This is a genomic window from Achromobacter sp. (genome assembly GCF_036567245.1).
Lineage (GTDB): Bacteria > Pseudomonadota > Gammaproteobacteria > Burkholderiales > Burkholderiaceae_B > Achromobacter.
The window spans coordinates 1-11,170 of sequence record NZ_DATCUY010000335.1 but is presented as its reverse complement, the minus strand read 5'-3'; the positions used below and the strand labels follow the sequence as shown (position 1 = coordinate 11,170).

Annotated in this window: 11 protein-coding genes and 2 pseudogenes; 9 read left to right on the top strand and 4 right to left on the bottom strand. The window is 65.3% G+C overall.

The genetic code is table 11. The features are described from left to right. From VIR09_RS14555 to VIR09_RS14535, 5 genes and pseudogenes are all read left to right on the top strand, one after another. Positions 1 to 162, top strand: a pseudogene (locus VIR09_RS14555) (glutathione S-transferase); the annotation flags it as partial. A gap of 25 nt (positions 163 to 187) precedes the next feature. Continuing rightward, positions 188 to 274, top strand: a pseudogene (locus tag VIR09_RS14550) (methyl-accepting chemotaxis protein); the annotation flags it as partial. 100 nt (positions 275 to 374) lie between these two features. Further along, positions 375 to 599: a DUF1653 domain-containing protein gene (locus VIR09_RS14545; protein ID WP_013395459.1), complete on the top strand. Its 225-nt coding sequence runs from the start codon at positions 375 to 377 to the stop codon at positions 597 to 599. Between the two features lie 4 nt (positions 600 to 603). Beyond that, a complete protein-coding gene (locus VIR09_RS14540) occupies positions 604 to 1,221 on the top strand; it encodes a 3'-5' exonuclease (protein ID WP_332013505.1) in 618 nt (205 codons plus the stop codon). Between the two features lie 8 nt (positions 1,222 to 1,229). Then, the gene (locus tag VIR09_RS14535) at positions 1,230 to 1,589 is read left to right on the top strand and encodes a nucleotide pyrophosphohydrolase (RefSeq protein WP_332013504.1); all 360 of its coding nucleotides are present in this window, start codon (positions 1,230 to 1,232) and stop codon (positions 1,587 to 1,589) included. A 30-nt stretch (positions 1,590 to 1,619) separates the two neighbouring features. Here the strand turns inward: VIR09_RS14535 and VIR09_RS14530 are convergent, their stop codons facing one another. Then, positions 1,620 to 1,910, bottom strand: coding sequence for an antibiotic biosynthesis monooxygenase family protein (locus tag VIR09_RS14530; RefSeq protein ID WP_013395456.1), 291 nt, complete (start codon positions 1,908 to 1,910; stop codon positions 1,620 to 1,622). Positions 1,911 to 2,364: 454 nt separating this feature from the next. Between VIR09_RS14530 and VIR09_RS14525 the strand changes: the two genes are divergently transcribed. Continuing rightward, positions 2,365 to 2,832 carry a hypothetical protein gene (locus VIR09_RS14525; protein ID WP_332013503.1) on the top strand — a complete coding sequence of 156 codons (468 nt, stop codon included), beginning with the start codon at positions 2,365 to 2,367 and terminating at the stop codon, positions 2,830 to 2,832. Between the two features lie 44 nt (positions 2,833 to 2,876). Continuing rightward, the gene (locus tag VIR09_RS14520) at positions 2,877 to 3,545 is read left to right on the top strand and encodes a hypothetical protein (protein ID WP_332013502.1); all 669 of its coding nucleotides are present in this window, start codon (positions 2,877 to 2,879) and stop codon (positions 3,543 to 3,545) included. A 55-nt stretch (positions 3,546 to 3,600) separates the two neighbouring features. Here VIR09_RS14520 and VIR09_RS14515 read toward each other — a convergent pair whose 3' ends face one another. Together VIR09_RS14515 and VIR09_RS14510 are read right to left on the bottom strand one after the other, a co-directional pair. Further along, entirely contained in the window at positions 3,601 to 6,009 is a 2,409-nt protein-coding gene (locus tag VIR09_RS14515; RefSeq protein ID WP_332013501.1) for a DUF3772 domain-containing protein, read from the bottom strand. Positions 6,010 to 6,242: 233 nt separating this feature from the next. Then, a complete protein-coding gene (locus tag VIR09_RS14510; RefSeq protein ID WP_332013500.1) occupies positions 6,243 to 7,163 on the bottom strand; it encodes a LysR family transcriptional regulator in 921 nt (306 codons plus the stop codon). Positions 7,164 to 7,403: 240 nt separating this feature from the next. On the opposite strand from VIR09_RS14510, the gene VIR09_RS14505 reads away from it, so the two are divergent. Further along, positions 7,404 to 8,921, top strand: a complete 1,518-nt coding sequence (locus VIR09_RS14505) for an acetyl-CoA hydrolase/transferase family protein (RefSeq protein WP_332013499.1) — start codon at positions 7,404 to 7,406, stop codon at positions 8,919 to 8,921. Between the two features lie 130 nt (positions 8,922 to 9,051). Here VIR09_RS14505 and VIR09_RS14500 read toward each other — a convergent pair whose 3' ends face one another. Next, positions 9,052 to 9,996, bottom strand: a complete 945-nt coding sequence (locus VIR09_RS14500; RefSeq protein ID WP_332013498.1) for a LysR substrate-binding domain-containing protein — start codon at positions 9,994 to 9,996, stop codon at positions 9,052 to 9,054. Positions 9,997 to 10,117: 121 nt separating this feature from the next. On the opposite strand from VIR09_RS14500, the gene VIR09_RS14495 reads away from it, so the two are divergent. Beyond that, positions 10,118 to 10,426, top strand: coding sequence for a hypothetical protein (locus tag VIR09_RS14495; RefSeq protein WP_332013497.1), 309 nt, complete (start codon positions 10,118 to 10,120; stop codon positions 10,424 to 10,426). The last annotated feature ends 744 nt before the right edge of the window (positions 10,427 to 11,170 follow it).

Below are 11,170 nucleotides of genomic sequence, written 5' to 3'. Positions count from 1 at the left end.
CCCAAGCGCATGGCCACCCTGGCTGTCCGTTATCCGAACGTCATGGCGCTGCATGCGCGCGTGGCGATGCTGGAGGAATTGCAGCCCTATTTCGACAGCGGCAGACGCCTGCCTTTCGGGGAAGGCATCTTTCGCCAATATCGCGAATTGGACGCCGCTTGAGTCGGGATTAACCCTGGTGTTGCGGAATGCCGTCGTCGAGGGCGTTCGCGCCGGCTCGCATGGCAAGGGTTTTGCCGTCGTGGCGGCCGAGGTCCGCTGCCTGGCAAGACGGCCGTGCCGGCCCGATGCGCTATAAAGACGGTATTGATCTGAACCCGCAGGCCCGGGCAGGAGCCATTCCGCCCGGGCCGCGCCATTTGCGGCTACCGTCCATGACCGAATCCGAAGCACTGGCTCTCGCCTCGCACCGCCATTACAAGGGCGGCCTCTACCTCTATGTGGGTACCGCCCGCCACTCCGAAACCGAGGAGTCCCTGGTCGTCTACGAACACCTTTGGCCGCACGAGCGCGGCCTGTGGGTGCGGCCGGCGGACATGTTCTTCGGCCAGTTGCCCGATGGCGCTCCGCGCTTCGCGCCCTTGCGGCCGGCGGAGTAAGGCCGTGACTTACTTCTATCGCCGGCCGCGCGCAAGCGGCGCTTCTCCTGTCCGCGCGGCGGGCGGCAAGGCGGGCGCAGAGGCCCTGGCCGCGGCGTTGCAGGCATTGCGCGGCCCTTTCATCGTGGCCGACCTGGAAACCACCGGGCTGTCCACCGCGACCTGCGAGATCCTGGAGTTCGCGGCGGTCCGCGTGGGCGAGGCCGGGGCGCTCGAGCGCGAGTACACGCAAGTCGTGCGTACCCGCGGCCCGGTGCCGTCCTTCATCAGCCGCCTGACCGGCATCACGCAGGCGGAAGTCGACCGCGATGGCGTGCCGGTGGTGCAGGCGTTTTCGTCCTTCCTTGATTTCGTGGAAGACCTGCCGGTGTTTTTCCACAATGCGTCGTTCGACCGGCGCTTCCTGGGCGCGGCGGCGGACCAGACCGGCCTGCCGTTCGCCAACTCCACCCATTGCACGCTGGCGCTGGCGCGGCGCGCATGGCCGGAGCTGCCCTCGCACAAACTGGAAATCCTGGCGCGCCATGTGGGCGCCTCCAATCCCACCCACCGCGCGCTGGCCGACGTGCGCACGACCGTGGCCGTGGCGCTGGCGGCGAGCACCCGCCTGGCCGCGGGCTAGGAGTTGCGATGTCCGACCTGGAACAGATCCGGCTCGCCGTGCGCCGCTTTACCGAAGAGCGGGAGTGGCAGCCGTTCCATACGCCCAAGAACCTGGCGATGGCCCTGGCCGGCGAGGCGGGCGAACTCGTGTCCCTGTTCCAATGGCTGAGCGAGGCCGAGTCGCGCCAGATGCCGCCCGAAAGGCTGGCGGACGCCGCGGACGAAATCGCGGATGTGCAGATGTACCTGGTGGCCCTGGCCGATCAGCTCGGCATCGATATCGCCGCTGCGGTCGCGGGCAAGATGGTCAAGAATGCGCAGAAGTATCCGGCGGATCGTTTTCGCGGCAGCGCGCGCAAGTACGACGATCCGCCTGAACAGTCCTGACTCGCACGTGGCGTGGCCAGGCTGGCTGCGTCAGATCACTTTTTGTTCGTGATGCACCTGGGGCGGCTCGACGAAGAAGCCCGCCACCAGCTTGCGCCATTCCTGGAAATCGCCGGATTCGCGGAAGTCCACCATGTGGTTCTCGACGGTTTCCCAGTCCACCACCAGCGTGTAGCGCTGCGGCTGCTCGATGCTGCGGTACAGCTCCATGCCGTGGCAGCCGCGGGCCCGCAGGAACAGCGGCTTCGCTTGCGCGACGCCTGCCTCGAACAGCGCTTCCTGTCCTTCGCGGACATGGATGCTGGCAATCTCCTGGATCATGGTCTGGTCTCCAAACAGATGAGGCCGGGTAGCGCCCGGCCGGCCGCCGTAGTATCGCTGAAAATTCCGGGCCGGGCGCGCAGCGAGCCTCGCCGCTTCGGTTGTGCGCGTTAGGGAACTTGCCCGAGGCGGCCTCCTTCGTTCCCATCCATAAAGTTGAATCCAGGCGCGCGCGCTGCGGATCCGGCGTGCTTTCCCTCGTCCATACGCACGGGCGCCGCGCAAGATTGCCGCAAATCTGGCCGATTGTTTTACAGCCCGGAGTCGTCCATCGGGACCCGGTCGCCCGTTTAGGCGATATCGACTTGCCTAGGACGGCGCAATCATTCCGTACCAATACGAAAGTCCCACGCCTTTCGTCATTGTCCAGGCGTGGCGCTGTGCGGTAACGGTCCGCGCCGGTCGGTCGCCGGTAATCATGAATCCGTGCTTGCACGGAGCAGGAGGAGCTGAAATGAAAAAGCTCGCAGCAGTCGCCGCGTTGTCCCTGTTCGCCGCATCGGCCTATGCCTCGGACCCTGGCGGATCGATTACGGGCCACGCCGGCGCAATCAATGGCACCGCATCGTCCATCTCCACAGGCAGTTCCGTGGCCGCCACCCAGATCAATGGCTACGGTTCTTCCAGCCAGGTGTCGTTCGGCATGACGGGCGGGGTTTCGGAAGTGGGTGGCACCTTCAGTCGCGATGGCACGCAAGTGGTCACCAGCACGCGTCAGTACGCCAACAGCGATTCATACGGCCACGTCTCGGGCAATGCGCCCATCATGGTGGGAGACAGCATCGCCAATGGCGGCGCCACGTTCGCCAAGACGGATACCAGCGCTTCGGCGACGGGTTCCTTCCATGCGGTGAATGTGGGTGCGTTTGGGTCGATACACGGCATAGGCCCGGTTGGCCATGTCGGCGGGTTCAATCACTGACCCAATTATCCGGACGGCTTCGGCCGTCCGGGCGAGGGGACATCATGAAGACTATAGTGCTTGCCATTTCCCTGTCGCTGGCGGCGTTTTCTGCCGGCGCGCAGACCAGCAGTTCCAATGCGTCGACATCGGCGTCGTCGGGATCGACCAACGCCGGCAACAATCAGGGCATCACGCTCAACTCCAACAACAGCGGGTCCAGCACGCTGCGCAGCGTGCCGCCCCTGGGCGGGCAGAGTTTCTACGGTTCGTTTTCGTCCGACAGCTGCATGGTTTCGGCGGGCGGCGGCGGCGCCGTGGTTGGCTTCGGCATGAATGTGGCGATTCCGATCGAGGACCAGAAGTGCAGCCTGCGCCGCAACTTCGAGCGCACCATGCAGGCAGCCGCCTCGACCAAGGATGCGGACCGCTCGCGCCGCCTGGAGACCGCGGCCATCGACATCCTGTGCCAGACCGACGACCGCACCAAGGCGGCGCTGGTGGCGCAGGGGCTGTGCACCAATCCCGCTTTGACGACGGCGGATCACCGCTTCGACAGCAACGCGGTGGCGCAGGTGGCGCCTTCGGGGCCGGTTCTGGCCGACAGGCCTGCGCCGCAGCAGCCTCCTGCCCCCGAGGCGCAGGCCTATCCAGTGCGCAGCGTGCAGAGCGCCGCGCTGGCAGCGCCGCCCTTGCGCAACCGGACCTATACCGATCTGTATACGCCGGGCTGAGACGGGAATCCTGCCAGGCCCGGGCGGGGCGGGATGGCGGCAGGATACAGAGGCATCAGGACTGGGTGGGTGGCGCAACGGCGAGGGGCGCCGCCGCCGGCTGCGGCGCCGAAGCCAGCAGCATGGTCGGCGGCGATGACACCTCCAGGCCGGCGTCATGCAGGCGCTTGAGCAGGGTGAACAACAGAGCGCTGCGCACACCGTAAGCCGCCCGCGGCGACGACACGTAACCCTTGGCGTTGAAGACCAGGTTGCCGCCTTCGATGCCATCCAGGAAAACATTCGGCGCCGGCGTGTCCAGCACGTCCTCGTGGTCCGAGAAAGCCTGCAGGATCAGTTCGCGCACCTGTTCGGCGTCGGTCGACAGCGGCAGTGGCAGCTTGATCTGCACCAGCCCCAGCGGATTCGAGCGGGTCACGTTGCGCACGGTCTTGGTGACGAACTCCGAGTTCGGCACGATCACCGTGGAGCGGTCCCCCATCTGGATTTCCGTGGCGCGCACGTTGATGCGCAGGATGTCGCCTTCGACTCCGCCCAGGGACACCCAGTCTCCCACCTTGACGGGGCGTTCGGCCAGCAGGATCAGGCCGGACACAAAGTTCTGCACCACCGCCTGCAAGCCAAAACCGATACCCACGGACAGCGCGCTTGCGATCCATGCCACGCGTTCCAGGCCGAAGCCGGCGGCCGACAGCGACAGCGCTACCGCCGTCACGAAACCGGCATAGCCGAACAGCGTGGCGGCCGACAACTGCATGCCCGGATCCAGTTCGGTCGTCGGCAGGTAGCGGTTGGACAGCCAGCGCTTGAGCATCTTCACGGCCAGCAGCGACAGCGCCAGCACCAGCAGCGCCTGCAGGACTGCGCCAGGACGAATCTGGGCTTCGCCGATGGCAAGTCCCTTGCGCAGCTGGTCGAAGCGCTGCAACAGGTCCATCGGCGCTTCGCCGAAGGGCGCCAGCAGCAGGATCACGGCCAGCAGTCCGACCGCCACGCGGCCGACGCCCGACAGCAGCACGGCCGCCTGGTCGCGCATGCTGGGCGCTTCATGCTCGCCGCCGTCGCGGTGCGAGGTGCCGAGCAGCGTGCTGAAGCCGTCCTCGATCAGCGTGGACAACAGATACGCCGAGGCCAGCACGATCAGCACCCATAGCACCTGCTTGACCATGAAGCTGCCGAACGCGACATAGCCGGCCAGCAGGCTGGCCAGGCTCAGGATCAGCACCGTCCAGACCGAGGTCAGCAGCAGCGACACCCAAAACGGGATGGGCGTCTCGCTTTCCTGCATGGCCTGGCGTCGCAGCCGGCGGCTGATGGCCAGCACCGCGCCTATCGTCGCCATGGTGAGCACGGCGACGATGCCGGTCAGCGTGATGGTGGTGGTCAGGCTGGCGTTCAGCAGCACCGGCAGGCGCTCGGCCAGCCAGATCATCACCACCAGCACGCCCAGCACGCCGGGCAGCCAGCGCAACCGCACCGCCACGGCGTCGCTGATGGGTGGCAGGCGCCACGACGGCCGGTTCGCGGACAGGAGCGCATAGCCCAGGCCGGACACGTAGCCGCCGAAACAGACTGTCGCCACCAGGTTCGCGAGCAGCGAGGAGGTGTTGTCGCTCAGTTGCGAATCCCAGTCCAGGCCGATGTGGATCAACAGCGCGATGACGCCCGGCGTGGCCACGGCCAGCACCAGATGCGTGACCGCAAGAAAGGAACGGCGCAAGCGTCCCGGGGGGACGCGCGTGGCGGTAATCCGCAGCAGCACCCGGCCGATGGCGACGCGCAGGGCGATCGTCAGCGCGATCGCCGCGCCCAGCAGCAGCCAGCCCCATTTCGGCGTCTGGCCGACCGCGGTCGAAAGGTCATCGCGCAGGGCTTCCAGGCGTTCCAGGTCGCGCGGGAACTCCTCGCGGAACTCGGTCCAGAATTGGCCGGACAGGAAGGAGTCGCGCCGCTCGCCCAGGCGCGCCTGGAACTGCTTGCGGCGCTGCGCCGAGATCTGTTCCGCGGTTTGTCCGGCGTCCACCGACAGCAGTCTGGCAAGCTTGATCTGCGCGTCCAGCGCGCGGCTGTTCTTGTCCAGCTGCATGCGTTGCGCGGCGACGTCGGAGGCTTCCTTGACGCCTTCGGGCGGGGTGCCCAGCTCGCTCAGCCGGGCCGTCACGCTGGCCAGTTGAGGCGTCAGGGCCTCGGCGGCGGCGTCGGCCTTGGACTGGATGTCCAGCGCATCGCCGCGCTGCTTCACCAGGGTGGCGTCGTCGGTCTCGTCGGCGACGCGCTTGCGGATGTCATCGATCTGCTTGCGCGCGGCCGCCAGCGTCGCTTCGGTGTCGGCGGGGGTAGGCGGCGCGGCGGCGTGGGCCGGCAGCAGGAAAAGCGCCAGCAGCAGCGCCGCCATCAGCGCCACCAAGGCGGGGTAACGTGCGCGGCGGGGCCGGGCTGGCAAGGTAAGGAAAGTCTGTGTCATGTTTCTTGGGCGAGTCGCTCGCATCGAGGCGGGAGCATAGCAAGGCGCCGCGCCATCCGTTGCAACAAAAACGAGCGCTGCGGCCCTATTTTTTGCGGCAGCTTCAAGTGCCGGAATGGCCGCGTGAGCCGGGGGTAGAAACAGGGCCGGATAACCGGCGCCTCCGCCCCGCAGGGCTGACCGGCGGGCGGCTCTGGCAAAGCATGTTTACCTGGCCTACGTTTGGATTCAACTCAGGCCGGCAGAATGGCGCGCGCGGCGCCTCTTTTCGGTTTGCCGAGCACCGTGTCGCACACTTCCAGCCAGGCGCGTGCGGCATACGACAGGTAGCCGGATTGCTGCCAGATATGGCCGACTTCCCACTGCATGCCGGATTTGGCCAGCTTCGCGGTGCTCAAGCCGCGCGTTTTCATGCGCATCATCAGCGGTTCGGGCAGCAAGGCCACGCCCAGGCCCGCCGAGGCCATCGCCACCAGGAAATCCCAATGCGCGCTCTGGGCCGCGATGCCCGGCTGAAAGCCGGCATCCGCAAAGGCCTGCCGCAAGCGGCGGGTCATGGCGAAGTCGTCAGTGGGGATCAGCAGGCGCGCATCGCGCAGGGCGGCGAGCGGCAGCGAGGTCTTGCCGGCCCAGGGCGCGTCAGGCGGGCCTATCACCCAGATCGGGTAGCTGCCGAAAGGTTCGGCTGCCAGGCCGCCGTCCGGCGCGATCGGCAGGATGGTCGCGCCCACTTCCAGTTCGCCGCTGGCGACCAGCCCTTCCACCGCCTGGCCGGTGCCTTCGCGCAGCGTCAGGTGGATGCCCGGATGCAGTTCGCGGAAGCGCTTGACCACAGGCGTGAACAGCAGGTTGATCATGGGCGGTATGCCGACTTCCAGCGCGCCGCGGCGCAGATCCGCCGTCTGGCGCAGTTCCTCGGATAGCTGGCGCATCGTTTCCAGCACCTGCAGGCCGCGCTGGTACATGACCCGGCCCGTATCGGTGGGGCGGGCGGTGTGGCCGTCGCGGATCAGCAGCGGCGTGCCGGCCTCTTCTTCCAGCTGACGGATCATCTTGCTCACCGTCGACTGCGTCACGAACAGCGTCTTGGCCGCCTGCGTGAAGCTGGCATGCCTGACGGTTTCGACGAAGTACCGCAACGCGCGCACGTCCATGGACCGGAATTCCCTCGCGCGATGCGCGCAAAACATTCAAACGATGAAAAAAGCGACTTATCTGGATGATTTTAAGTCATTACGAGATTTGAGCCGGCCTTCCTATACTGCCGAAAATTCGTTCCCGGGCCGCTTCGAGTCGGTCCAGGAACCTCGGGAAACGCCGCGTCAGACGGCGCCTGGGCGCATGGCGGCAACGCCGCGCCCCGCCGCACGTAGGCCCTTGAATCTGGAGACACCATGCATCTCGACCGTATCCGCCACCCTGGGCTGCGCGCCAAGATCACTTCCGCCGATCAGGCGGCTTTGCTGGTTCAGAACGGCATGACCGTCGGAATGAGCGGCTTCACCCGCGCGGGCGACTGTAAGTCGGTGCCGGCGGCGCTGGCGGCCCGCGCCGAGCGCGAACCCCTCTCCATCACCCTGATCACCGGCGCGTCGCTGGGCCACGACACGGACAAGATGCTGGCGCAAGCCAATGCGCTGGCGCGCCGCATGCCGTTCCAGGTCGACACGACCCTGCGCCGCAAGATCAACCAGGGCGAAATCGCCTTCATCGACCAGCACCTGTCCGAAACCGTGGAACAGTTGCGCGCCGGCCATATCGGCCCCATCAACGTGGCCATCATCGAGGCCGCCGCCATTACCGAGACCGGCGCCATCGTGCCGACGATGTCAGTGGGCAACTCCGCCTCCTTCGCGCAGCAGGCGGACGTGATCATCATTGAACTCAACATGGGCGTGCCCGCAGCCATCGAGGGCCTGCACGATATCTACGTGCCCGAAGCCCGTCCGGCGCGCCAGCCGATCGGCCTGGTTTCGCCGGACCAGCGCATCGGCCAGTCCTGCATCGACGTCGACCCGGCCAAGATTGCCGCCATCGTCATCACGCAGGAACCGGACAGTCCGTCCAACGCTCTGCCGCCCGACGAGGAAACCAATGCTATTGCCGGCCACATCAACGCCTTCCTGCGCCGCGAGGTCGACGCCGGCCGCCTGACCAATGAATTGCTGCCGCTGCAGGCTGGCATCGGCACCATCGCCAACGCCGTGCTGCATGGCTTCGAGTCGTCGAGCTTCGAGAACCTGACGATGTACTCCGAGGTGCTGCAGGACAGCGCCATCGAACTGCTGGACCAGGGCAAGCTCGCGTTCGCGTCGGCTTCCTCGATCACCGTGTCCAAGCCAGTCTACGAAAAGATCCTGGCCAATATGGAGCACTACCGCGAGCGCATCGTGTTGCGTCCGCAAGAGATCAGCAATGCGCCCGAGATCGTGCGCCGCCTGGGCATCATCGCCATCAACACGGCGCTGGAATTCGATATCTACGGCAACGTCAATTCCACGCACGTGGGCGGCACGCACATGATGAACGGCATCGGCGGCTCGGGCGACTTCGCCCGCAACGCGCACCTGGCGATCTTCGTGTCCAAGTCCATGGCCAAGAACGGCGACATCTCCAGCGTGGTGCCCATGGTGTCCCATGTGGACCATACCGAGCATGACGTGGACGTGCTGGTCACCGAATGCGGCCTTGCGGACCTGCGCGGGCTGGCGCCTCGTGAACGCGCGCGCGCAGTGATCCAGAACTGCGTGCATCCTTCCTACCGCGATGCCTTGCAGGACTATTTCGACCGCGCTTGCGAGCGCGGCGGCCAGACGCCGCATCTGCTGGAGGAAGCGTACTCCTGGCACCAGCGCTTCAATGAAACCGATACGATGCGGCCGGCCAAGCCCGCTGCGCGCAAGGTGGCCTGAGGTCCGCCGCCACGTGTGACTGCCGCCGCCGCGGCGCCTGCCGGCAATTGCGTGCGTAGCGCAGCCGGCTTGCGGATCGTGGTTTCCGCTGGCGCCGCGATTTGGTAGAGGTAAAGCAGCAGATGCCGCTTTACCTTTTTTTTGTCTGTTGTTTCTTGCCGGCGCCGGACTTGGGAGCGCTCAGGTTTTCGCGCGACATCTCCAGCTCGTCGCGCAGCCACTGCTTCAGTTCCACCAGCGGCGTCCAGTCGCGCAGGCTGGGCCGGTAGACCAGATGGTAGGTCTGCGCCTGTTCATACTCGATGCTGATGGGGGATATCTGCACCAGCCGGCCCGAGCACAGCGCGTCCGCCGCCAGCAGTTGGCGGCCCAGGGTAATGCCCAGTCCTTGTTCCGCGGCCTGCATCATCATGCCGGCATCGTTGAAGGAGGCCACCGGCGTGATCGGCGTGTTCAACCCGGCGGCGTTGAACCAGGTTTGCCAGAGCTCGCGTTCGCCGAGCAAAGGCTGGCGCGCCAACGTCTGCGGTGAATTGTCGGGGAGCGCGGCCGCGGTTTCCGGCGACGCCAGGACGATCAAGGGCAGGGGTGTGTCGAACAAAGGCTCCGACTCCACGCCCGCCCAGGGGCCGCGCCCAAAACGCAGCGCCGCGTGAAAGCCGTCGCGCAGCAGATCCACCACTTGCTGCGAAGTTTCGATCTCCAGCGTCAGGCCCGGATTGCGCTCGCGCCACCGCGCCATGCGCGGCAACAGCCAGCGCTGCGCGAAGGACGGCAGCACCGACACGCGCAAACGCTGCTCGCTGCCCGAGGCTGCGGCCGACGCCGCCATCGTGCCTTCATCCAGTAGCGCCATGGCGCCTTGCACACTGCACAAAAGCGCGGTGCCGGCCGAATTCAGGACGATGCCCCGTCCGCTGCGCTCGAACAGGGGAAAGCCCAGCTGGGTTTCCAGCACCTTGATCTGCTGGCTGACGGCGCTATGGGTCAGATGCAGCCGTTCGGCCGCCGCGCGCAGATTCTGCAGCTCGGCCACGGCACGGAAGGCGGGGAGGGTACTGAGTGGCAGACGCATGGCAGGGGTTCATGATGGCGATTGGTCATCATAGCTTACCGATATCCCCAAAACAATTCGATTTTCAGTCGGACATTGGGCGACTACGCTTACCAAAGTGCATAAACACCTGGAGCCCATCATGTCTGCACAGCTTTGCACCCCTTCTTCCCCGGCCTTGGTCGCGGCTTCCTGGGAGCGCGAACCTTCATCTGCGGCAATCCCAGTCACGGCGCCGTCCACCGAGCCGACGGCGCGCCACCTTGGATTGTTCGCCCTGCTTGCGGCGGCTTTTCGCAAGCGCCGCAACGAAGCGCGACTGCGTCATCTGGCCGCCGACCTGGATGAGCACATGCTGCAGGATCTGGGCGCTCCCAGCTGGCTGATGAACGAAGCCGCAGTCAAGCGCGACCTGGCGCGTTTTCGCGATGCGGACTATCTCCGCTGGTAGGTGAGGCTACCGCCCGTGATGGGCGGCTCGCTGTTCCTTCTCTTCCCGCCACGGCCCCGCCCTCTATATATAGGGGGCGGGGCCGCTTGGTTGCCAGGGGCTGGTGTCCCGTCCGCTACCTATATATAGCTAGCATCGCGTGGCGGAAAAGGGCAGGGGATCTGAGTCGCAACAGGTCATGGATGCGCCAAGAACAAATATTTGCCCGCGCGTCATGACAGGCGGAAAACTTGTGCTATAGTCTCGCTCCTTCGCAGTTCAGACAGTTTTGAACCGCGAAGCCAAGCAAGCACAACAGGTCGGGCAAGAGGATTCGAGCCAGGTCTGCCGCAAAGCTTCAGAAATGAACGCCGCGTGGTTATTGCAAGGATTGCAGCAAGTTAGGCAAAAGCCAGTTGCGCAATCTGCAAAAATCGTGTTATAGTCTTGGGCTTGGCAGTTGCCGAAAACTTAGGGTTAACCCTGATATTTCGATAGCTGCTAAAGAGAGGCGGACCTGAAGAGGTCGCAGGCAGGAAGGCGAAACGAAGGATGTGACGCTGACTTGACAAGCGATAAAAACTTCTTCATAATCTCGTTTCTCTGCTGCAAACAACGCAGCGTCAGCGAAAGCGGCGCAGCGAAGTGGGCAGGCAGTAAGTAGTACCGAATTCAGCAGTACCGCTCTTTAACAATTAAACAACCGATAAGTGTGGGCGCTTGATGCGAGTGCATAGTGACTTCGGTCACAAGCACAATGAAATC